Annotated in this window: 21 protein-coding genes; 7 read left to right on the top strand and 14 right to left on the bottom strand. The window is 69.0% G+C overall.

All coding sequences use genetic code 11. The features are described from left to right. Positions 1 to 48 precede the first annotated feature (48 nt). The 3 genes from C6Y44_RS07210 to C6Y44_RS07200 are packed head-to-tail and all read left to right on the top strand — an operon-like array spanning position 49 to position 3,355. On the top strand, positions 49 to 1,611 hold the full coding sequence (locus C6Y44_RS07210; RefSeq protein ID WP_159418880.1) for a flavin-containing monooxygenase: 1,563 nt from the start codon (positions 49 to 51) through the stop codon (positions 1,609 to 1,611). Next, complete coding sequence (locus C6Y44_RS07205; protein ID WP_106200370.1) at positions 1,608 to 2,435, top strand: SDR family NAD(P)-dependent oxidoreductase; 828 nt, start codon at positions 1,608 to 1,610, stop codon at positions 2,433 to 2,435. The genes C6Y44_RS07210 and C6Y44_RS07205 overlap by 4 nt, the downstream gene beginning before the upstream one ends. A gap of 8 nt (positions 2,436 to 2,443) precedes the next feature. Further along, on the top strand, positions 2,444 to 3,355 hold the full coding sequence (locus tag C6Y44_RS07200; RefSeq protein ID WP_159418881.1) for an alpha/beta hydrolase: 912 nt from the start codon (positions 2,444 to 2,446) through the stop codon (positions 3,353 to 3,355). Positions 3,356 to 3,373: 18 nt separating this feature from the next. On the opposite strand, the gene C6Y44_RS07195 is transcribed toward C6Y44_RS07200, so the two are convergent. The 4 genes from C6Y44_RS07195 to C6Y44_RS07180 form a co-directional block, all read right to left on the bottom strand. Then, positions 3,374 to 4,330 carry a glycine betaine ABC transporter substrate-binding protein gene (locus C6Y44_RS07195; RefSeq protein ID WP_159418882.1) on the bottom strand — a complete coding sequence of 319 codons (957 nt, stop codon included), beginning with the start codon at positions 4,328 to 4,330 and terminating at the stop codon, positions 3,374 to 3,376. A gap of 132 nt (positions 4,331 to 4,462) precedes the next feature. Beyond that, entirely contained in the window at positions 4,463 to 5,656 is a 1,194-nt protein-coding gene (locus C6Y44_RS07190) for an NAD(P)-dependent malic enzyme (RefSeq protein ID WP_106200373.1), read from the bottom strand. A gap of 469 nt (positions 5,657 to 6,125) precedes the next feature. After that, positions 6,126 to 6,548 carry a hypothetical protein gene (locus C6Y44_RS07185; RefSeq protein WP_159418883.1) on the bottom strand — a complete coding sequence of 141 codons (423 nt, stop codon included), beginning with the start codon at positions 6,546 to 6,548 and terminating at the stop codon, positions 6,126 to 6,128. Next, entirely contained in the window at positions 6,545 to 7,399 is an 855-nt protein-coding gene (locus C6Y44_RS07180; RefSeq protein WP_159418884.1) for a PHP domain-containing protein, read from the bottom strand. Before C6Y44_RS07180 ends, C6Y44_RS07185 begins: the two co-directional genes overlap by 4 nt. A gap of 132 nt (positions 7,400 to 7,531) precedes the next feature. Between C6Y44_RS07180 and C6Y44_RS07175 the strand changes: the two genes are divergently transcribed. Beyond that, on the top strand, positions 7,532 to 8,590 hold the full coding sequence (locus tag C6Y44_RS07175) for a magnesium and cobalt transport protein CorA (RefSeq protein ID WP_192378733.1): 1,059 nt from the start codon (positions 7,532 to 7,534) through the stop codon (positions 8,588 to 8,590). Then, positions 8,587 to 10,395, top strand: a complete 1,809-nt coding sequence (locus C6Y44_RS07170) for a hypothetical protein (RefSeq protein ID WP_159418885.1) — start codon at positions 8,587 to 8,589, stop codon at positions 10,393 to 10,395. Before C6Y44_RS07175 ends, C6Y44_RS07170 begins: the two co-directional genes overlap by 4 nt. Before the next feature lie 18 nt (positions 10,396 to 10,413). Here the strand turns inward: C6Y44_RS07170 and C6Y44_RS07165 are convergent, their stop codons facing one another. Together C6Y44_RS07165 and C6Y44_RS07160 are read right to left on the bottom strand one after the other, a co-directional pair. Next, positions 10,414 to 11,523: a winged helix DNA-binding domain-containing protein gene (locus C6Y44_RS07165; RefSeq protein ID WP_159418886.1), complete on the bottom strand. Its 1,110-nt coding sequence runs from the start codon at positions 11,521 to 11,523 to the stop codon at positions 10,414 to 10,416. Beyond that, positions 11,520 to 12,110, bottom strand: coding sequence for a suppressor of fused domain protein (locus tag C6Y44_RS07160; RefSeq protein WP_159418887.1), 591 nt, complete (start codon positions 12,108 to 12,110; stop codon positions 11,520 to 11,522). The genes C6Y44_RS07165 and C6Y44_RS07160 overlap by 4 nt, the downstream gene beginning before the upstream one ends. A gap of 73 nt (positions 12,111 to 12,183) precedes the next feature. Between C6Y44_RS07160 and C6Y44_RS07155 the strand changes: the two genes are divergently transcribed. Beyond that, on the top strand, positions 12,184 to 13,029 hold the full coding sequence (locus tag C6Y44_RS07155) for a chromosome partitioning protein ParB (protein ID WP_159418888.1): 846 nt from the start codon (positions 12,184 to 12,186) through the stop codon (positions 13,027 to 13,029). 56 nt (positions 13,030 to 13,085) lie between these two features. Here the strand turns inward: C6Y44_RS07155 and C6Y44_RS07150 are convergent, their stop codons facing one another. From C6Y44_RS07150 to C6Y44_RS07130, 5 genes are all read right to left on the bottom strand, one after another. Then, a complete protein-coding gene (locus C6Y44_RS07150; RefSeq protein WP_159418889.1) occupies positions 13,086 to 14,252 on the bottom strand; it encodes an ABC transporter ATP-binding protein in 1,167 nt (388 codons plus the stop codon). Positions 14,253 to 14,257: 5 nt separating this feature from the next. Beyond that, on the bottom strand, positions 14,258 to 15,088 hold the full coding sequence (locus tag C6Y44_RS07145) for a carbohydrate ABC transporter permease (protein ID WP_006554305.1): 831 nt from the start codon (positions 15,086 to 15,088) through the stop codon (positions 14,258 to 14,260). Next, on the bottom strand, positions 15,088 to 15,969 hold the full coding sequence (locus tag C6Y44_RS07140; protein WP_120284068.1) for a carbohydrate ABC transporter permease: 882 nt from the start codon (positions 15,967 to 15,969) through the stop codon (positions 15,088 to 15,090). Before C6Y44_RS07140 ends, C6Y44_RS07145 begins: the two co-directional genes overlap by 1 nt. A 65-nt stretch (positions 15,970 to 16,034) precedes the next feature. Further along, positions 16,035 to 17,393: an ABC transporter substrate-binding protein gene (locus C6Y44_RS07135; RefSeq protein ID WP_174247066.1), complete on the bottom strand. Its 1,359-nt coding sequence runs from the start codon at positions 17,391 to 17,393 to the stop codon at positions 16,035 to 16,037. 114 nt (positions 17,394 to 17,507) lie between these two features. Further along, positions 17,508 to 18,737 carry a GNAT family N-acetyltransferase gene (locus tag C6Y44_RS07130; RefSeq protein ID WP_159418890.1) on the bottom strand — a complete coding sequence of 410 codons (1,230 nt, stop codon included), beginning with the start codon at positions 18,735 to 18,737 and terminating at the stop codon, positions 17,508 to 17,510. An 87-nt stretch (positions 18,738 to 18,824) separates the two neighbouring features. Between C6Y44_RS07130 and C6Y44_RS07125 the strand changes: the two genes are divergently transcribed. After that, entirely contained in the window at positions 18,825 to 19,265 is a 441-nt protein-coding gene (locus C6Y44_RS07125; protein ID WP_159418891.1) for a protein-tyrosine phosphatase family protein, read from the top strand. A gap of 4 nt (positions 19,266 to 19,269) precedes the next feature. Here the strand turns inward: C6Y44_RS07125 and C6Y44_RS07120 are convergent, their stop codons facing one another. The 3 genes from C6Y44_RS07120 to C6Y44_RS07110 all read right to left on the bottom strand — a co-directional run bounded on the left by C6Y44_RS07120 (position 19,270) and on the right by C6Y44_RS07110 (position 21,783). After that, complete coding sequence (locus C6Y44_RS07120) at positions 19,270 to 20,154, bottom strand: hypothetical protein (protein ID WP_159418892.1); 885 nt, start codon at positions 20,152 to 20,154, stop codon at positions 19,270 to 19,272. A 72-nt stretch (positions 20,155 to 20,226) separates the two neighbouring features. Next, a complete protein-coding gene (locus C6Y44_RS07115; RefSeq protein WP_006554299.1) occupies positions 20,227 to 20,712 on the bottom strand; it encodes a general stress protein in 486 nt (161 codons plus the stop codon). Between the two features lie 111 nt (positions 20,713 to 20,823). Next, complete coding sequence (locus tag C6Y44_RS07110) at positions 20,824 to 21,783, bottom strand: HpcH/HpaI aldolase/citrate lyase family protein (protein WP_159418893.1); 960 nt, start codon at positions 21,781 to 21,783, stop codon at positions 20,824 to 20,826. Positions 21,784 to 21,819: the final 36 nt, after the last annotated feature.

Genomic DNA, 21,819 nt, shown 5'->3' with positions numbered 1-21,819 from the left:
GGTCAACAAGTGTTGACCAGGTCACTGGAACGCTCTAGCCTCAAGTACATGAGTCTTCCGGTTACAGATACCGTCGCCGACGCGGAGATCCGTCAGGTCGACACGCTGATCATCGGCAGCGGGTTCGCCGGGCTCGGTGCGGCCATCCGACTGTCGCAGGCGGGCAAGGACTTCCTCCTGCTCGAACGCGCTTCCGAGGTGGGCGGCACCTGGCGCGACAACACCTACCCCGGCGCGGCGTGCGACGTGCCGTCGAACCTGTACTCCTACTCGTTCGCCCTCAACCCCGGCTGGACGCGCTCGTTCTCGCCGCAGCCGGAGATCCAGGAGTACATCCGCTCGGTCGCCGACCGGTACGACGTGCGGCGACGCACCGTCTTCGGATGCGACGTGCAGACGGCCCGCTGGAACACCGCGACGCACCGCTGGGACGTGGCCACCACGCGCGGCAAGTACAGCGCCAAGGTCGTGATCTCCGCGGTCGGCGCCCTGTGCGAGCCGTCGCTGCCCGACATCGAGGGCATCTCCGGGTTCGAGGGCGAGATCTTCCACTCGGCGCGGTGGAACCACGACGCCGACCTCGTCGGCAAGCGCGTCGCCGTCATCGGCACCGGAGCCTCCGCCATCCAGATCGTGCCGGCCATCGCGGGCACCGTCGGCCGTCTCGACGTGTACCAGCGCACGGCACCGTGGATCCTCCCCCGCTTCGACCGCGAGTACACCGCCCCCGAGCGGTTCGCCTTCCGCTACATCCCCGGCTTCCAGCGTCTCTCGCGTGCCCTGCAGTACACCGCCCGCGAGACGCAGGTCGTGGGTCTGGCCAAGGCGCAGGCCTTCATGAAGCCGCTCGAACTCGCCGCGCGCATCCAGGTCCGCCGGCAGATCCGCGACAAGGAACTGCGCCGGAAGGTCACGCCGAACTACGGCATCGGTTGCAAGCGCATGCTGATCTCGAACAACTACTACCCCGCCCTCGACCGGCCGAACGTCGACCTCGTCACCGACGGCATCACCCGCGTCACCCCGCGCGGCATCGTCACGAAGGACGGCACCGAACGCGAGGTCGACGCGATCGTCGTCGCGACCGGCTTCCACGTCACCGACTCCCCGACCTTCGCCGGTATCTTCGGCAAGGACGGCCGCTCGCTCGCCGAGGTCTTCGACGAGACCGGCATGCAGGGGTACAAGGGCAGCTCGGTCGCCGGCTTCCCGAACCTGTTCTTCCTCGTCGGCCCGAACACCGGACTCGGCCACACCTCGATGGTGTACATGATCGAGTCGCAACTCGAGTACGTCGTCGACGCGATCCGCACGATCGACCGCAACCGCATCGGCACGGTCGAGGTCCGTAAGGACGTGCAGGACGAGTACAACCGCGACCTGCAGCGCGCGCTGCAGTCGAGCGTGTGGAACAACGGCGGGTGCGCGAGCTGGTATCTCGACAAGCACGGCAACAACACCACGCTGTGGCCGGGATTCACCTTCGAATTCCGCCGTATCACCCGCAGATTCGACCTCGAGGCGTACCGCAGCGTCGCCGAGTCGGATCTCCCCGCCGCCACCGACCGTCCCGCGCAGGAGCGCACGTCCCGAGAGGCAGCAGTTCGATGAGTGATTTCGCAGGCCGGGTCGTCGTCGTCACGGGCGCGGGTTCCGGGATCGGACGGGCCCTCGTCCTCGCCCTCGCGGCCCACGGTGCCCGCCTGGCGATCTCGGACGTCGACACCACAGGGCTCGAGGAGACCGCGCGTCGCGCACGGGAACTCGGTGCCGAGGTGAAGGCCGATCATCTCGACGTCACCCAACGCGAGAAGGTCCTCGAGTACGCCGAGCAGGTCGCCGCCCATTTCGGCGCGGTCCACCAGGTGTACAACAACGCGGGCATCGCCTATCACGGCGACCTCGAGCGCACCGAGTTCAAGGACATCGAGCGCGTGATGGACGTCGACTTCTGGGGAGTCGTCAACGGCACCAAGGCTTTCCTGCCGTATCTCATCGCCTCGGGCGACGGCCACCTGGTCAACGTCTCGAGCCTGTTCGGCCTGCTGAGCATCCCGGGGCAGGCGGCGTACAACTCGGCGAAGTTCGCCGTGCGCGGCTTCACCGAGGCGGTGCGGCAGGAGATGCTCGTCGCGCGGCATCCCGTGCAGGTCACGTGCGTGCATCCCGGCGGCATCAAGACCGCGATCGCGCGCAACGCCGCCGTCCCCGACGGCGACGACCAGGCGACCTTCGCGGAGTTCTTCGACCGCAAGCTCGCACGCACGACCCCCGAGGACGCGGCGAAGACCATCCTCACCGGTGTGCGGAAGAACAAGGCGCGCGTGCTCATCGGCGCCGATGCGAAGCTGCTCGACGCCTTCGTCCGCGTTGCCGGACCGGCCTATCAGCGTGTCGTCGCCACCGTGACCTCCCGGGTCGTGCCGAAGGGATAGGCTGCGGCATGCCTCCGACACCGCAGTTGTCACCGCGGGTGGCGCGTACCGCCCTGCGTCCTCTCTTCCGTGCCCTGCTGTCGCCGCGCTGGTCGTTCTCGACGCAGCGCCGGTTGCTCGATCTCGCGGCGCCGCTGCAGTTCCTCCCGAAGGACGCCGTGGTGCGTCCGATCCGTCTGGCGGGACGCCCCGCCGAGCGGATCACCGTGGGCGCCACCGAGCGGACCACGGCGATCCTGTACCTGCACGGCGGCGCGTACACCGGCGGGTCGCTCGCCACGCACCGCTCGCTCGCGGCGTATCTCGCCGCCGCGTCCGGATCGGCCGTGTACGTCCTCGACTACCGGCTCGCTCCCGAGCATCCCTATCCGGCGGCGCTGAACGACGCCGAGGCGGCCTATCTCGAACTCGTCAGCGAGCACGGCTTCGAGGTGCCCGGCACCGCGATCGCCGGCGACTCGGCCGGCGGTGGCCTCGCCGCGGCGACCACGCACCGGCTCATCGACCGTCACGGGATCACCCCGCCGGCGCTCGGATTGTTGTCGCCATGGACCGATCCGGCCGCTCGCGACCTGCCCGACGTGAACGACGTCGTCCTGAACAAGGGCTGGGTGTATTCGTCGGCCGAGGCGTATCTCGCCGACGGCGATCCCACCGATCCCGGTTACGCGCCCATCCACGCCGATCCCACGGGTCTGCCGCCGACGCTCATCCAGGTGGGCACCGCGGAGATGTTCCACCCACAGGTGCGGCAGTACGCCGAGAAGCTCCGGGCGGCGGGCGTCGACGTCACCCTCGTCGAACAACCCGAGCTGTGGCACGTCGCGCCGTTGCAGGCGTCGCTCGTTCCCGAGGCCGCCGCGGCGATCTCCGACTTCGGCGTCTTCCTCCGCGACCGGATGGGCACCCGCGCGGGCTGAGTACTCGTGGGGTGCCGTTCACGCTCCGGCGTGTTCGTCGATCCATTCGCGGGCCACGGTCTCGGGATCGTCGCCCTCCTCGACCCGCGCACGCAGTTCGGTGAGATCGCTCGTGGTCAGTTCACCCGCGATGGTCCGCAACGCGTCGAGTTGCGCTTCGTCGAGGGTGCCCTTGCGGAAGACCGGGACGACGTTCTGGGCCGGCAGGACCGGTGCGGGCGTGTCGTCGGCGTTCGTGTCGTCCTGCGGGCTGCGGTCGGGTGCGTCGGGCACGGTGCTCACGGGCGAATCCGCGTCGATCTCCGCGAGGGCGGACGACGTCGTGGTGGTTCCGACGACCGTGTCGGGTTCCGACGCGACGGCGACGGACTGTGCATCCTCGATCCGTCGCACCTCGCGCGGGCGGCAGTCGGCGCGTTCGAGGGCGGTGAGTCCACCGGCGGTGTCGAAGTCCTCGGTCACCGCGAAGGTCAGGTCGGCGCAGCGGTCGGCGAGGTCGGCCACGCGGCTCACCGACCATTGCGTGAGTCCTTCGCGGTCGGCGAGCAGCACCGCGCGGTCCTGCGCCGAGGCGTAGTCGGAGATGGTCAGTTCGTCGGGCAGTGCGCGCGCCAACGCTTCGAAGACGTCCTCGGCGTCGGTCGCGTCGGCGCCCGGGTCGTAGGACGCGAGCAGCCGTCCCGTGTAGCCGGGGATCAGCGTGAGCTCGGCGGCGTCGAGCGCTGCGGTCGGATCGGCGACGCCGGAGCGGACCTGTACTTCGACCCCGCTGCCGCGCAGCGCTCCCGCGTACAGCTGCGCGAGCAGTTCCTCGTCGGGCCGCTCCCCCGCCCCGACGACGACCGTCGCCGACGGTGCCGTCTCGTCGAGAACGGGCGACGCACATCCCTGGAGCACGGCTGCCGCCGCGCATGCGGTGAGCACCGTCGCCGCGACCGGCCGGATCCGTCTCGCTTCGTTCGCCACGGCGGTCATTGTCGCCCACCGGTGCGCCACGGTCCGCACGTGCCCGACCGTCCGGCCAGCCGCGACGCCGAACGCCCCGGTCCGGAACCCTTGTGCGGTTCGGATCGGGGCGTTCGGTGCGATCTCGCCGGGAGCGAATCCCTAGTCGGTGACGCCTTCGGCCTTCGCCGCGGCCGCGACGGCCTCGGCGACGGCGGGCGCCACACGCGGATCGAGCGGGCTCGGGACGATCTTGTCCGCGGCCAGTTCGTCACCGACGACCGAGAGGATGGCCTCGGCGGCGGCGAGCTTCATGCCCTCGGTGATGCGGCGGGCACCTGCGTCGAGAGCGCCCTTGAACACACCGGGGAAAGCCAGCACGTTGTTGATCTGGTTCGGGAAGTCGCTGCGACCCGTCGCCACGATCGCGGCGTGCTTGTGGGCGATGTCGGGGTGGATCTCCGGATCCGGGTTCGACATCGCGAAGATGATGGCGTCGTCGGCCATCGTCGCGACGATCTCCTCGGGCACGGTGCCCGACGACACGCCGAGGTAGACGTCGGCGCCGTCGAGCGCCTCGGCGATGCCGCCCTTGCGGCCCTCGGGGTTGGTGCGGGAGGCCAGATCGGCCTTGATATCACCGAGATCGGTGCGGTCGGAGGAGATGATGCCCTTCGAATCGAGCACCACCACGTCGCGCGCACCGGCGGCGAGCAGGATGTTCGTGCACGCCACGCCGGCAGCGCCGGCCCCGGAGATCACGATGCGCAGGTCGGCGATGTCGCGGCCCTGCACCTTCACCGCACCCTTGAGGGCGGCCAGGGCGACGATGGCGGTGCCGTGCTGGTCGTCGTGCATGACGGGGCAGTCGAGCGCCTCGATGACGCGCTTCTCGATCTCGAAGCAGCGCGGAGCCGAGATGTCCTCGAGGTTGACGGCGCCGAAGGACGGACGCAGCCGGATGAGGGTCTCGACGATCGCGTCGGGATCGGTGGTGTCGAGCACCAGCGGGATGGAATTCAGGCCCGCGAACTTCTTGAAGAGCGCGGACTTGCCCTCCATCACCGGCAGCGAGGCACGTGCGCCGATGTTGCCGAGACCGAGGACCGCGGTGCCGTCGGAGACGACGACGACCAGGCGGTTGGTCCAGGTGTAACGGTCGACGAGGGTCTCGTCGGCGGCGATAGCTCGGCAGACCTGGGCGACACCGGGGGTGTACGCAATGGACAGATCGCGCTGGTTCTCGAGCGGCGCGGTCAGCTCGACCGACAGCTTGCCGTCGACGTGACTCGAGAAGATCTCCTCGTCAGTCAACTCGAGCTTCTGAGGGGTAGGTGCATCAGACACAATTGACACGATGACACTCCTGCGTGTTCCGAGTCGACCTCTGGACTCGGTTGCTGCGAAAACACCGCAGTTCAATGCATTTCACACACGTGCATGCATCGAGTTGCAGCGCTTCGCCAAGGACATTGGATTGAAGCTTCCGGGCGCGATCACGACTGCCGCTGTACAACGCTGTACGGCTTCCGGAACGTGATGGAGCCGGGGCGGGTGGCCCTGGCATCGAGCCCTGGGTGATCTAGCCCTGGGTGGGTCTGCCATCCTTCGTCCGATTCCGGGGTATTCCGGCTTTCGGATTGCCGCAAGTTTGCCACCTTTGCAGACGAACAATCAAATCGGCATCGATTGCGAAGGTCTCACGGTTTTGTCGCCTCACCTGTGAGTTTACGTGCCGTGAACACCGCGCCGCGGGCGCACCGCGACGAATTTCCGCAGTTACACGACGGCTACCGACGGGTAGCCGAGATGGCACTCGGGGTCGTCATCCCCACCACTGGGTGATCATCAGAATCGATGCAGTGAAGATCACCACAAGGCTCGACAGGAGTGCCGCACCACCCGAGCGCCGATCCGCCGTCACCTGGGCGATCACGGCCACGAGCGCGGCGACGACGTGCGCGGCGACCGAGGTGGTGCCCGGACCGGGGAAACCGCGGTCGCCGGCGAGGTACTGGGCCCCGCACACCACGAGCGTCAGGACCAGCACCGCCCCGCACACCACGCCGGAGAGAGCGCGGAGGGCGCGGACCGGCAGACTCGCGCGGCGCGGTGCAGGTTCGTACGGATCGGCGTAGTACCCCTCGTCCGGGTAATACGGTTCGGTGTAGTACTCACTGTCGTAGTAGTTTTCGTCGTTCGACGACCCGTACTCTCCGTCCGGATACCGCGCACCCCGTCGCCTCATCCCTCGAGCACCTCCACGCCGGTCGCGCGGTCGAGCAGCGCCTCGTACGCCGCCGGAGCCGTGGTGAAGCTGCCGAGCCTGATCGTCTTGTTGTCGCCGTGATAGTCGGACGACCCCGTGACGACGACCCCGAGCGACCGCGCGAGATCGCGCATCGTCCGCACGTCCTGCTCGTTGTGATCGGGATGGTCGGCCTCGACACCGCCGAGTCCGAGTTCGGCGAGTTCCTCGATGTGGTCGAGAGCGAGGAGCCGCCCGCGCGCACGTGCCCGGGCGTGCGCCACCACCGGCACACCGCCCGCGGCCGTCACCATCTTCACGGCGTCGGCGAGCGGGGTATCGGCCTTCGGTACGTAGTAACGGCCGCGCGGCGACAGCAGCTCGGTGAAGGCGTCGGCCACCGTGGGCACCACACCGGCGGCGACGAGCGCCCGCGCCAGATGGGGCCGGCCCGCGGCGGGGCCCGCCTCGGCGAGCACCGCGTCGATGTCGATCGGCAGACCGTCGTCCGCCATCCGCACACCCATCGCCCGGATCCTCGACACCCGTTCGCCACGGAGCCGCTCGAGTTCGGCGACGAAGACCGCGTCGTGCGGGTCGAAGAGATAGGCCAGCAGGTGCACGGCGACCGGGGCGCCGTCCTCCCCGCGTCCCGTGCAGGACATCTCCATTCCCCGGACGAGACGCAGGCCCGTCGGCAGGGCCGCTGCGGCCTCGTCCCATCCCGCGGTCGTGTCGTGGTCGGTCAGGGCCACGACGTCGAGACCCGCCCGGGCAGCGGCACGGACCAGTTCCGCGGGACGGTCGGTGCCGTCCGATGCGGACGAGTGGGTGTGGAGATCGATACGCACGCCACCAGTCTGTCAGGTCGGCGGGCTAGCATGACTGGAGCTGCCCCGCTCGGTCCCCGTCGACGGGCGACCGCCGCGCCGCGGGCCTGCGACCGGGCCGCGTCCCAGCGGCATGCCGTGAGGAAGGACAACATGCCGCACCAGCCTTCTCGTGCCACCCGTCGCGGCCCCACTACTCCCCCGGTCCCCACCGAGCAAGCGGTGGTCGACTGCGCGGTCTACGTCGACGGGCACCGCCTGCCCGGCCGCTACAGCCACACCGAGGCGATCGCAGAGGTACGTCGGCGCGGTACGGGATTCGTGTGGCTCGGGCTGCACCACCCCGACGAGGAGCAGATGACGAACGTCTCGCACACCTTCGGACTCCACGAGCTGATGGTCGAGGACGCCGTCCACGCCCACCAGCGGCCGAAGCTCGAGCGCTACGACGACGTGCTGTTCCTGGTGCTGCGCACCGTCAGCTACATCGAGCACGAGTCGGTGACGACCACCAAGGACATCGTCGAGACCGGCGAGATCATGTTGTTCACCGGCCCCGACTTCATCGTGAGCGTGCGGCACGGCGACCACTCCGAGCTCTCGCACGTGCGCAAGCGCCTCGAACGCGACCCCGATCATCTGTCCCGCGGTCCGGCGGCCGTGCTCCACGCGATCGCCGACCACGTGGTCGACTCCTATCTCGCCGTCACCACGGCCGTGCAGCCCGACGTCGACGACATCGAGGAGCTCGTGTTCACCCCCGACACGCGGATCGCGGTCGACCAGATCTACATGCTCAAGCGCGAGATCGTGCAGCTGCGCCGCGCCGTCGTGCCGCTCGCCGAACCGCTGCAGCAACTCATCCGGGCACCGGGCAACCCGATCCCGAAGGATGTCCGGCGGTACTTCCGCGACGTCGCCGACCACCACACCACGGTGTCCGACCGCATCGCCGCCTTCGACGAGACGCTCGGCACGCTGCTCGACGCGGCGATCGCGAAGGTCACCGTGCAGCAGAACACCGACATGCGCAAGATCTCCGCGTGGGTCGCGATCGCCGCCGTGCCGACGATGATCGCCGGGATCTACGGCATGAACTTCGATCGCATGCCCGAACTGCACTGGGAATACGGCTATTACGTCGTGCTCGCCGCGATCGTCGCGATCACCGTGGGACTGTTCGTCACCTTCAGGCGCAACAACTGGCTGTGACGACCGAACTCGACCGAGCCCCGACACGCGCTGCGCAGGCGGTGCGATCGCCGCGACGCCACGTGCTCGCCGTCGCCCTCGCACTGATCCTGCTGCAGACGATCCTCCGGACGGTGGTGGCCGCGACCGGCGAGTTCTACTGGGACGATCTGATCCTCGTCGGGCGGGCGGGGTCGTATCCGTTGCTGTCCGATCTCTTCCTGCGGTACGACCACGACGGTCACCTGATGCCCGCCGCCTTCCTCGTGGCGGGGATCGCCACGGCGATCGCGCCGCTGGAATGGTGGCCGGCGGCGGCCTCGCTCGTGATCGGTCAGTTGCTCGCGTCGCTGGCGGTGCTGCGGGTGCTCTGGCTGCTGCTCGGCCCGCGACGCGCTCTGTGGGGGCCGCTGCTGTTCTATCTCCTCACGCCGCTGACGCTTCCGGCCTTCGCGTGGTGGGCGGCCGCGCTCAACGCGTTGCCGCTGCAGGCCGCACTGGCCTGGGTGGCGGGAGATGCGCTGCAGTACAGCAGGACCGGTCGACGGCGTCATCTCGTGAGCGCCCTCGTCGTCACCGCGGTGGCCCTGGTGTTCTTCGAGAAGTCGGTCCTCGTTCCGTTCGCCGCGTTCGCGACGGTCGCGCTCGCACACCACGTCGACGGACTCACGCGCCCGATCCGCAGCACATGGGCGCAGGCCCGGCCGTTGTGGCTCGGGTCGGTGGCCGTGCTCGTCGTGTGGGCGGTCTGTTACGCGACGGTGGTCGAGTCCCGGTTCGGGATCCCGCCGTGGTCGATGGTGGCCGGGCTGACCCATCACGGCATCTCCTACGGGTTGCTGCCGTCGCTGCTCGGTGGTCCGTGGGAGTGGGAACGGTGGAATCCGAGTCCGCCTTGGGCCGATCCCCCGCTCGTGCTCGTCGTCGCCGCGTGGCTCGCCGTCGCTGTTGCGGCGGTGTGGACGGTGCGCCGGCGGCACCGGACCGGGCCGGTGTGGCTCGCGGTGATCGCCTACGTCCTGGCCTCGCTCGCGGCGATGATCAGCACCCGCTTCGGTCCGGAGACCACCTACGAACTCGCGCGCACGCTGCGCTACTTCGCCGACTCCGCGGTGGTCGTCGCGATCGCCGCGGCGCTGATCCTGCGCGCCCCGCGGCGGGGCACGACGACCCGTCCTCGCGTCGTTCGTGCGACCGCCTGGACCTGCGCAGCCGTGTTCACCGTCGGCTCGCTGTGGTCGACCGTGACGTTCGCGCGCAGCTGGTCGGACAACCCGACGGGCGACTACCTCGGGGCGGCGAAGGCCGCGCTCACGGCCCGGCCCGACGAGCCCGTGCTCGATCACCCGGTGTCGGTGTGGATCCTGCTGCCGGTCACCTACCCGCACAACCTGGTGGGGTCCGTCTTCTCCGCACTGCCCGGCCGGTCCGACATCCGCGACCACGCGACCGACCTGTGGGTCCTCGACGATCTCGGACAGCGCACTCCCGCCGACCTGCTACCGCTGCGCTTCGTCCCGCCCGGCCCCGAGCCCGACTGCGGTCATCGCGTCACCACCGACGCCGTCACGGCCGTGCCGCTCGACTCCCCTGCGGGCGACTGGGAGTGGACGGTGCAGGTGAACTACCGGGCCTCCGCCGACGGCACGATCGGCCTCGGGTTCCCCGGCCACGCATCCGTCACCGTGCCCGTCACCGAAGGACTCGGGACGGTGTACGTCCGCGTCTCCGGGGACGGGTCGGCGTTGCAGGCGCGCTCGTCCATTCCCGGCACCACCGTGTGCCTCGGTGCCGGATCGCTCGGGGTGGTCGTGCCGCGGGGGTGACGGCGGGTCGGAGGCGGCTCAGCGGTCGTCGACGAACCGCACGTCGTGTGTCTCGACCTCTGGTGCCGCGAAGTTCAGCAGTCGCATGCCCTCGGCCTCGAGCGCCGACCGAGCGGACACCGTGACCGTCCGCCACAGCGTCATCTCCACGGCGGCGGTAGTCCGGTCGGTGATCACGCGCGCACTGCCCGCGACAGTGCCCCCGACGAGCAGCAGGGGTGCGATGATCCCGTTCTCCGCCATGATGCGCTTGCGGTGCTCCTCCGAGACGAACCGGGTGCGATCGGCGTGCGAGAGGAGCACGTTGTCGAACGGCGCGAGGATCCGTACGGGAGCAGGGGCCGAGGGGTCGGGTCGCGGCGCGTCGGGCAGGTCGAACAGTTCCGTTCCGCGTTCGTCCCGGAACACGACGAGTTGTGGGCGGAGGCGGTCGACGATCTCGGCGAGCCGGGTCAGGCCGCACCAGGTCTGCACGTCCTTGACACTTGCGGGACCGAAGGCGGCCAGGTACCGCAGGATCAACCGATCTGGGCCGGGGAACGCGGGCGGCGGGCCCACATACTCGTCGAGGTGCGCCAGGCGAGGTTGCCCCGATCGTCCCCACAGTCCGCGCGGCGGCACCTGCACGAGCGGAAGCAGACACCGCACCGCGTGTGCCAGCGCGGCCGGATCCCGGTCGGGGAACCGTTCGGCGAGCAACGGTCGCAACTCGGCCTGACTCATCGGAGTGCCCGCCAGCAGAGCCCGAGCGACCGACACGAGCGCCGACCGGTCGAGACCCTCGAGGCCGATGCGGTGGGCCTTGTTCGCGTCGACGCCCCGGTCGAGCACCGGCTGCACCCACGGGCGCAGCGCGTGCGCATCGGCGCCGGAGACCGCGAACACGGTGCCGCGCATCAACGCGATCCGGACGACCGCCCGCGACTCCAGCAGATCCGACAACGCGTCGGGCCGGAAGCTCCGGATGCGGGTCCACAGCGCGAAATACGGGGCGAGCGGCGCCTGGGCCTGCAACCCGAGCAGGTGCTCGATCATCGACAAGGCATCCGTGCTGCTCCGCCGCAGCAGGTGCTGGCGGGCCAGCGTGGCGCGTCCGAGCGCACGGTCGGTGAGAACCGGGACGGTCACAGACGTGCTTGCGCCCGGCGCGGGTCGCTCAGGTCGATGCCCGCTTCCTCCCACGCCTCGCGCAGCGCCTCGGTTCCCTTCAGCCGCTTCCAGGCCGCCTCGGTACCGGTGATCGGACGGGCCTCGAAGAAATGGACCGGATCGGACGGCTCGGGCAACTCCAGCGACGGCACGTCGGCCGTCTCGAGCAACACCGCGGTGAACGGAGCGCCCGGCCACAGCGGCTCCCCGAGATCGAGCAGGGCGTCGTCGGTGAGGACCACGCCCTCCACGGCGGGCAGCGCCGCGAGCACCGCGAGGGTGCGGTGGACGCCGGCGGTGACGCCCTCGTCGTCGCGCAGGCTGAGAACCAGTTCGGCCCGCGGCCCGCGCGTCGGGTCGGCCACCATGTCGGTCGGGTCGCCCATCGGGTGCCGGGAACATCCCAGGGTTGCGTACCGCAGGAGTTCGGCGCCGCGGAATCGGAGGACCTCGATCGGTTCGAGACCGAGGAAGGTCACCGACGCCGATTCCGGATCCGGATCACCCGGCGCGGTCAGATGCTCGGTGAGGTGGCTGCGGACGGTGGCGAGAACTGCGTCGGTCACCCCTGCAATGTAGTCCCCGTCCCGCACATGCGGTTCCCACCCGGACCTGTGCACCGCCCGGTACCGTCGAAGCGTGGCTCGCGACACCGGTTTTCCGGTCTCCGATGCCGGCGACGATTTCGCCCGGCAACGCCGGCGCGCCGAGTACGCCCGGCTCATCGCATGGCTGCGCCGCGAACCGGCCGACGTCAACACGGTGCTGCCCTTCGACGACGTCGTCGCCGCCCTCGGACGCCTCGGTGAGCGGCGACTCGGGTTGCAGATCATCGAGGTCGCCTCGATCGTCGGCAGCGTCGACCGCGCCGACGACTTCGACCGGCACTTCCGCCCCACCTCGGCGCGTCTGCGTGCACGCTGGGAACGCATCGCGGCCGCGCGGCGCCGCGGCGAGGCCATACCGCCGATCTCCGTGTACCGGGTGGGCCCGATGCACTTCGTGCAGGACGGGCACCACCGCGTGTCGATCGCCTACGCGCAGGGCGACCGCACCATCGACGCCTACGTCACCGAGATCACCACGAAGGTGCCCGCGGAGGGCATCAGGGCCCGTCCCGATCTCGTGCGCAAGGACCACTTCCGGATGTTCCTCGGCCGCGTCCCCCTGCACGGCGCCGAGCAGGACGCGATCCGCGTGTCCGACCCGTGGGGGTACGCCGAACTGGCCGAGGCCGTCGAGGCGTGGGGTTTCCGGCTCATGCAGGATCTCGGCGAGTACCTCACCCGCGAGGAGGTCGCGCGTCGCTGGTACGAGGAGGAGTTCGTCCCCGTCGTCGCGATGGCCCGCGAAGCGGGAATGCTGCGCTCACGCACCGACGCCGAGGTGTACCTGTGGATCGCGAGCGAGCGGTACCGACTCGTGCGGCGGCACGTGTGGAGCGAGGAGATCGTCGACGAACTCCGTAGCCGCGCACCCCGCTGACGACTTCGGTGGATCCGGCCCCGCTTTCCGGGGTCGGATCCACCGAAGTCGGTTTGTCAGAGGGTGACGTTCGCGCCGGTCTCCTGATCGAACAGCGCGATCTTCGCCGGGTCGAACCACAACTGCACGGTCCCGCCCTTGGTGGCCTGCGATTCCACCGACAACCGCGCGACCAGCGATTCGGCCGACATGTCGGCGCCGGCGTCGGCGGCGAGTTCGTCGAGGTCCTTCGAGTGCACACCCGGCCCCTCGGCCGTGAAGTACGCGAACTTGTCGGAACCCATCGACTCGAGCACGTCGACCTCGGCGGAGAAGGTCACGCCCGTCTCCCGTTGGGTCGGGTCGAGCAGGTCGGCGTCCTCGAAGTGCTCCGGACGGATACCGACGACCACCTCGCGCGACGGATTGTTGCGGCGCACGGTCTCCCACCGCTCGTCGGGCAACCGGAACTCGCCGAACGAGGTGCGGATCGAACCGTTCTCGATCTGCCCCGGAACGAAGTTCATCGACGGTGATCCGATGAAGCCGGCGACGAACAGGTTCTGCGGATGGTCGTACAACTCCTGCGGCGCCCCGACCTGCTGCACGAGCCCGCCACGCATCACGACGACGCGGTCGCCCAACGTCATCGCCTCGGTCTGGTCGTGGGTGACGTACACCGTCGTGGTGCCGAGACGCTTCTGCAGGCGCGCGATCTCGGTGCGCATCTGCACGCGCAGTTTGGCGTCGAGGTTCGACAGCGGCTCGTCCATGAGGAACGCCTTGGGACTGCGCACGATCGCACGACCCATGGCCACGCGTTGCCGCTGACCGCCCGACAGGTTGGCGGGCTTGCGGTCGAGATGCTGTGTGAGATCGAGGATCCGGGCCGCCTCGTCGACCTTGCGGGCGATCTCGTCCTTGGACACCTTCGCGAGGGTGAGCGGGAACGCGATGTTGTCGCGCACCGACATGTGCGGATACAGCGCGTAGGACTGGAAGACCATCGCGATGTCGCGGTCCTTCGGTGCCCGCTCGTTGACACGTTCCCCGGCGATGCGCAGTTCGCCGTCGGAGATGTCCTCGAGACCGGCGATCATGTTGAGCGTCGTGGATTTTCCGCACCCGGACGGGCCGACGAGGATGATGAACTCGCCGTCGGCGATCTCGAGATCCACGTCGCTGACGGCCTTCGCTCCGTCCGGATATTCCTTCGTCACCTTGTCGAGCACGATCTCGGCCACGGTAGTCATCCCTTCACTGCGCCGGAGGTCAGTCCGGCGACGATTCGACGTTGGAAGATCAGGACGAACACGATGATCGGGATCGTGATGACGACGGCCGCCGCCGCGATCGACCCGGTCGGTTCCTCGAACTGCGATGCACCCGTGAAGTTCGCGATCGCAGCCGGTGCGGTGATGGACCGCTCGGTGGAGGTCAGCGAGATCGCGAACAGCAGGTCGTTCCAGCAGAAGATGAACACCAGGATCGCCGCCGTGATGATGCCGGGAGCGGCGAGCGGGGCCACGACCTTCCGGAACGCCTGGCCCGGAGTCGCGCCGTCCATCTTCGCGGCCTTCTCGAGTTCCCACGGGATCTCCTTGAAGAAGGCCGACAAGGTGTAGATCGCGAGCGGCAGCGAGAAGGTGATGTACGGCAGGATCAGCGCCGCCCACGTGTCGAACAGTCCGAGTCCGCGCATGATCTCGAACAGCGGGCTGACGAGCGAGATCTGGGGGAACATCGCGATGAGCAGCGCCACACCCACCAGGATCTTCTTACCGGGGAAGTCGAGCCGGGCGATCGCGTAGGCCGCCATCGTCCCGAGGATCACCGCGATGACCGTGGCGATCAGGCCGATGCCGATGGAGTTGATCAGGGCGCTCGTGAACGCGTCGGTGCGGAAGATGCCGCGGTAGTTGTCCAGCGTCCACTGCTGCGGGATGAACCGGCCGTCCTGGATGGTGCCGGGCGGCTTGAACGACAGGCTCGCGATCCACAGCACCGGGACGAGTGCGTAGAGCAGGACGATCAGGTTCACCGCCGACCACGACAGGGTCCGTTTCCTGGTCTCGGCCATCATCGGCCCCCTTCGTCCGAGCCGGGCGCGGATGCACCGAACAACTTGATGAACACGAACGCGATGATCGCGACGCACAGGAAGATCAGGACGCTGATCGCCGACCCGATGCCGAGGTTGAAGGCCCGGAACAGGTTGTCGTAACCGAGGATCGACACCGACCCGGTGCCGTTGGCGCCGCGGGTGAGGACGTAGATGTTGTCGAAGATGCGGAAGGCGTCGAGCGTGCGGAAGAGCAGGGCGACGAGGATCGCCGGTTTCATCAACGGAACGATGATCCGCACCAGACGCGTCCAAGCCCCGGCACCGTCGACCTGCGCCGCCTTGAGCAGATCGTCGGGGACGAGCGCGAGGCCGGCGAGGAGTAACAGCGCCATGAACGGCGTGGTCTTCCACACCTCGGCGAGCACGATGATCGCCAGGGACGGGATCTGATCGGTGAGCGGGGCGCTGCCGTCGGGCAGCAGGTTCGCGAGATAGCCCGTGCCCGGGGTCCACGCGTAGTACCAGCTGTAGGCGGCGGCGACGGTGACGATGCCGTACGGGATCAGCACCACCGTGCGCACGATGCCCTTGCCGACGATCGTGCGGTGCATGACGAGTGCGATCGCGAGGCCCAGTACGAACTCGATCGCGACGGAGACCAGGGTGACGAGCGAGGTGACGATGAAGGCCTGCCACCAGAATTCGTCGCTGAGCACCGCGATGTAGTTCGACAGCCCGACGAACCGGCGCTCGTCGGGGAAGCGCAGATCGTAGCGTTGCAGACTGAGCCAGACGGCGTATCCCACCGGATAGGCCGTCACCGCGAGCATCACGATCGCGGCGGGCGCGACGAGCAGCAGACCGAGTCGTCGCTCGGCCTTCTTCCCCTCGGACAGCGCTGGTTTCGTCTTCGCCGACGGTTCCTTCGGGGTCTCGTCGGTCGGTTTCGATTCGACGGCGGTCACGGGATCAGTCCTTCCGAATTGACCGCCTTGCGCACCTGCTCGGCGAGTTCCTCGACGGTGCGGGGCGGATCGATCTGGTCGACCGGGTTGAGGGTGGCCGTCACCAGCGTCGAAATGCTCTGGTAGGCCGGTGAAGCGGGACGCACCGCGGCGTTCTCGAGCCCGGCGCGGACCTCACGCCAGGCCGGATAGGCCTCCTGGAATTCCGGGTCGTCGTACAGCGCCGCGAGCGTCGGCGGCACGCCGCCACCGATGGCGTTGTTGCGCTGGTTCTCCTCGTTGCGCAGGCACTGCATCGCTTCGAACGCGAGATCCGGGTGGGTACTCGTGCGGGCGACGGCGATGTTGAACCCGCCGATGGTGACCTGGGCGGGCTCGCCGGGGATCACCGAAGGGTACGGCGCGGGAAGGAAATTCTGCTCACCGTCGACGGTCAGGACCGTGTTGCCGGTGTTCTCCGAGGTGACGTTGCCGTTCTCGTCGACGAAAGGCAGAGCAGCCTCGTTCTCGATGATGCCCGGCAGGACGAACGGCCAGTTGACCTGGAACGCCGTGCGCCCGCTCTCCATACCGAGACGGACGGCCGCCTCGTCGGCCTGGTTCAGGGACGGATCGGCGCCGGGCGCCGTCGCGACGCGCTTCATGATGTCGAGCGCGGTCACCGCCGCGTCGTTGTCGGTGAGGGTGACCGTGACACCGTCCTCCCCCACCACCGAACCTCCGGCGCTCGAGAGCAGGGTGTTGAACCACACCATCAACCCTTCGTACTGCCGGCCCTGCACCCCGATCCACGACGGCCGGCCCTCCTCGGCCAGGCCACTCGCGATCTCGATCATCTCGTCCCAGGTCTCCGGAGGTTGCCCATCCGGCATGAGATCCTTTCGGTACCAGAGCAACTGGGTGTTGGTGTTGAGCGGCGCGGCATACAGCCGGTCCTGCCAGGTCGCCGATTCGAGAGGACCCTCGAGGGTGCCCTCGGAAACCGCGGCGGCCACATCGTCGGGCAAGGGCAGCGCCCACCCCGCCTCGGCGAACTCGGCCGTCCACACGACGTCGAGGGTCATGAGGTCGAGGCCCGGGTCGTTACCCGTCAGCCGCCGCGCCAACTGCAGTCGCTGGTCGTCGGCGTTCTTCGGAAGTGTCCTCTGCTGCACGCGATATCGGCCGCCGGCCTCCGCGGTGCACACCTCCGCGGCCTGCGCGTACTGCTCGGCACCGTCGGCGGCCGTGTAGAAGGACAGGACGACACCCTCCTCGTCGCTGCCGCACGCGGCCAGTCCCGACGCCAGGAGCACCGCGGCCGCAGAAGCTGTGACCGCCCGGCTCGTCCGCCGTGTCTTGCCCGACCGTCTCATGCGCGACTCCGCTCGTATCGGGGACCTCGTGATCCGACGATAACGCCCGTACCGGCCAGCCGTAGCAAAACGAGCAGGGCGTACATCCGGAGCGGAATCGGCACGACGACGAGGTCAGAAGGCGGTCCCAGAGAAGGGTGCCTGGGGCCAGGAGAACAGCAGGTCAGCGGTGTCTACGGCGTCCGGTCGGTGCACCCGGGCGCGACCCGCGTCGACCATCCGGTGCCAGCCATGCCTGCCGAGCAGGAGCGCACCGAGGTCGGCGATGTCGATCGTCAGGTCGGCCGGTCCCGCGGTGCGCGCCACGCCGTCGGCGGAGATCTCGAAGACACCGGCGTTGTCTGTCAGCAGCCGATCGGTCACCTCCACGGTCACCGAGCCGAACCCTCGATAACTCCGCGCCGACAGCGCCCGATCGAGGTCGAGGATGCGCAACCACGTTTCGTCCGAGACCGAGCGGAAGTGCACGGCACGCGCGTCACCGAGCATGAGCGGCAGCTGGTCGTCCTGCGGAAGTGCCGCGAACCGCAAGGTGTCGACGAGATCGAGGTCGAGCAGGAACCGGACCAGGCCGGCATACGCCGCGGGTGACGGGGCGAAGAAGTCGTCGACCACGACGGTGCGGTTGCGGCTGGTGAACCACGCCTGCGTGTCGACGGGGTGGTACCGGACGAAGCCGTCCTCCTGCCCCGGTTCGCCGTGCACCGCCACGTACATCGGATCGGTGAGCGAGTCGGCCCGCCATCGGCGCGAGTTCCACCAGTACTCCGACCGATCGATCATGCCGGGGCGCGGCGGCAGATGACGGGAATGGATCTGCGCCAGCACGTCCCACGCATCCGGATAGGTCAGCAGACGCACCGCTCCGGACTCGGGCACGTCGGGACGCAGTGCGGCACCACGCACGTCGACGTCGACGGACACCGAAGTCGAGGCGACGCCGTAGCCGAACCGGCCGTAGATGGTCGCTTCGGAGGCACGCAGCGTCGCGAGGATCTCACCGCGGTCGCGCGCGTCGCTCAGCTGGCGATGCACGAGTCCGGAGATCACGCCGCGACGCGTATGGGTGGGCAGCACACCGATGTGGGTGACCGCCGCGTGCGGCACCCGGGCGCCGCCGGGCAGGGTGAGATTTCCGCTCGTGGCGTCGACGGTCCCGACGAGCATGCCGTCGAGGAAGGCACCCCACGTGCGACCGGCCTCGAGGTAACGGCTCACCGTCCCGTCGGGAACCTCGGGCCACGACGGCAGACCCACCATCGCCGTGCGGAACAGCGCGGACGCCTCCCGCAATTCGGCTTCCGACTCCAGAACTCTGATCTCCGGTTCCGTTCGCTCACCCATGGAACGACACTATCGACCGCGAACTTGCACCGCGGGTGAACGGCCGTGACGTTCGGTACACCGGCTCCGGGCGGGTAGGTTTCCAGCGTGCGACGCGAGTGGGATCCAGCAGACACCGGGGTGCTGCAGCTGCCCTCCGGCCGACTCGTGCGGGGACGCGGGATGCGCAGACCGGTGTTCGACGAGCCGTTTCCCGACTTCGGGGTGTATCTCCTCGGCCGCCCCCCGGCAGCACCGTTCGAGTGGGAGTCGCGGTGGATCCTCTGGCCCGACTTCCGCACGCCGCGCGACCCGGAGGACGCTCTCGCCATCCTGTACGAGGCGTGGATCCGGGCGGGAAGACAGCGCGTGGAGATCGCGTGCGGGCGGGGACGCGGCCGCACCGGCACCGCACTGGCGTGCCTCGCCGTCCTCGACGGGCTCTCCCCGGAGGAGGCGGTCGACTTCGTTCGGCGGCATTACCATCCGCGCGCGGTCGAGACGCCCTGGCAGCGCAAATTCGTCGCGCACGCGAAGGCGCACTCCTGACGGCTCAGTTCTTCGTCCGGGCGAGGTGGGCCTCGGCGGCCGAGACGGCGCGTTCGGCGGCGACCACCCGTTTCTTCGCCTCGGCAGCGGCGCGGCGCGCGAAGGTGCGTTGCTGCTCTGCGTGCTCGAGCTTCGCCCGCAGCTCGGCGACCTCCTCCTCGTGACGAGCCAGCTCCTGCTCTGCCGCCGACGCGGCTTCGCGCGCGTCCTCGGCCGCGCTGTGAGCCGAGTCGAGAGCGACAGCGGCCTCGTCGATCTCCGCGTCGCGCGCCGCCTGCTCCGCCTTCTCACGCTCTGTGGGTCCACGCTCGCCCTTGCTCTTGCGCGCAGTCCTGTCCGCTGACGTTCTGTCGTCCTCGTCCTCGTCCTTCTCCTCGGACCCGCCACGGACGACGGTGAGCGGCATCGCCGACAGGTCACCGAAGCCGTCGGACTCGACGATCGCGTCGAGTCGGCCCTGCCGGACCTGCTCCCCGATGCCGGGATCCGACAGCGCGGCGTTGAGGGTGCGCCCCACCTCGCGCAGTGCGCTCTCCGAGACGGTGCGGCCGCGGTCGGCGGCGAGCCGACCCGCGTCGCGCTCGAGCGCGGCGACGACCCGGCGACGCTGCTCCGACAGTTTCCGCATCTCGCTGCCGGACAGTCGTCGTTGCGCGGTGCGCAGGGCGGATCCGATGTCGAGCAGCGCCGCGAGTTCGTCGGCCCGTTCGCGGGCGAGCAGGTTGACCATCCAGGCCGCGACCGTCGGTTTGCGCAGTCTGCCGATGGCCGCCGTCAGCTCGCGGTCGCCCGCTTCGCGTGCCTGCGCCGCGAATTCGGAGCGGGCCGCCACGAAGTCTCCTGGGTCGAGGCCGTAGAGGGCATCGGCCACCGAATCGAGGTCGGGCATGGGATCGACAGTAGTGGCGCGAGGCCGATCACGACGAGTGCCGTTCTCGGCGAACGCGCGACCGCGCGACGATCAGATGGCGAGCTTGGCGAGGATGTCGCGCGCCTTCTCGGCGGTGGGCGGCTGGCACAGCACGTCGTAGCGGCCGGCGACGAGCTGCATGGTGGACGAGAAGTCGCGCTGACCGCGGGTCGCGGCGTACGGGATGCTCGCCGAGATGAGGCCGAAGATGATGCCGCCGACGAGGCCGACGAGCAGCGGGCCGAGGAAGTCGGTGGAGAAGATGCCGAGCAGCAGACCGAAGAACACGCCGAGCCATGCGCCCGAGACGATGCCGCCGCCGATCACCTTCGGCCACGTGAGCCGACCGGTGACCCGCTCGACCTGCATGAGATCGACACCGACGATGGTGACGTCCTCGACGGAGAAGTTCTGATCGGCCAGGTGGTCGACCGCCCGTTGCGCCTCGGCATAGGTCGGGTACGAACCGACGGGCCAGCCCGTGGGAGGTGTGGGCAGACCGGGTACCTGGCGACCGGGTCCGAGGGGATTCGTCATGTCGTTTCGGCTCCTTCGCGATACACGCCGACGGTCGCGGCGCCGGTCTCCATTCTGCCTCGACGGGGACCGGCACGCCGCGACGGTTCGCCCGATATGTTCTTTTTCCTGTCAGGAGACCGGCGGCTCGAACTTCTGGGTGCGCTGCAACCCGGCGGCCCGGCCCTTCGCGGAGATCACGAGGGCCATCTTCCGGCTCGCCTCGTCGATCATCTCGTCGCCGAGCATCGCGGCACCGCGGGCGCCGCCCTCGGCCGAGGTGTGCCACTCGTAGGCGTCGAGGATCATCTCGGCCTTGTCGTAGTCCTCCTGCCGGGGGCTGAAGACCTCGTTCGCCGCGTCGATCTGGCTCGGGTGCAGCACCCACTTGCCGTCGAAGCCCAGGGCGGCGGTGCGCTGCGCCGACCGGCGGAAGGCGTCGACGTCGCGGATCTGGAGGTAGGGACCGTCGATGGCCTGCAGCCCGTGGGCACGCGCGGCCATGAGGATCGTCATGAGGATGTGGTGGTAGGCGTCGCCGACGTCGTAACCCTCGGGCTGTTCACCGACGACGAGCGTGCGCATGTTGATGCTCGCCATGAAGTCGGCGGGACCGAACACGAGCGTCTGCACGCGCGGGCTCGCCGTCGCGATCTCGTTGATGTTCGTCAACCCGATGGCGTTCTCGATCTGCGGTTCGATGCCGATCCGTCCCACCTCGAGACCGTGAGCCTTCTCGACCTGGGTGAGGAGCAGGTCGAGCGCCTTCACGTGGCTCGCGTCGGGCACCTTCGGCAGCAGGATCGCGTCGAGATTCACGCCGGCACCACCGACGACCGTCGCGACGTCCAGATAGGTCGCATCCGTGGTCCAGTCGTTGACGCGCACGACCTTGATCTGGTCGCCCCAGCCGTCCTCGTTCAGAGCTTCGACGATGGTGCTGCGGGCCTGTTCCTTGGCCAGTGGCGACACGGCGTCCTCGAGATCGAGGAAGATCTCGTCGGCGGGAAGGCCCTTGGCCTTGTCGATCATCTTCCGGCTGCTGCCGGGAACCGCGAGTACCGACCTCCGGGGCCTGAACGAAAACGACATGACCTGACCAGACCTCCGAGTTCCGGGAACAGCGTG

Origin of the sequence: Rhodococcus rhodochrous (assembly GCF_014854695.1) — a bacterium.
GTDB lineage: Bacteria > Actinomycetota > Actinomycetes > Mycobacteriales > Mycobacteriaceae > Rhodococcus.
Note: the sequence above shows the minus strand (reverse complement) of the source record. Positions and strands in the feature narration are given on the sequence as shown.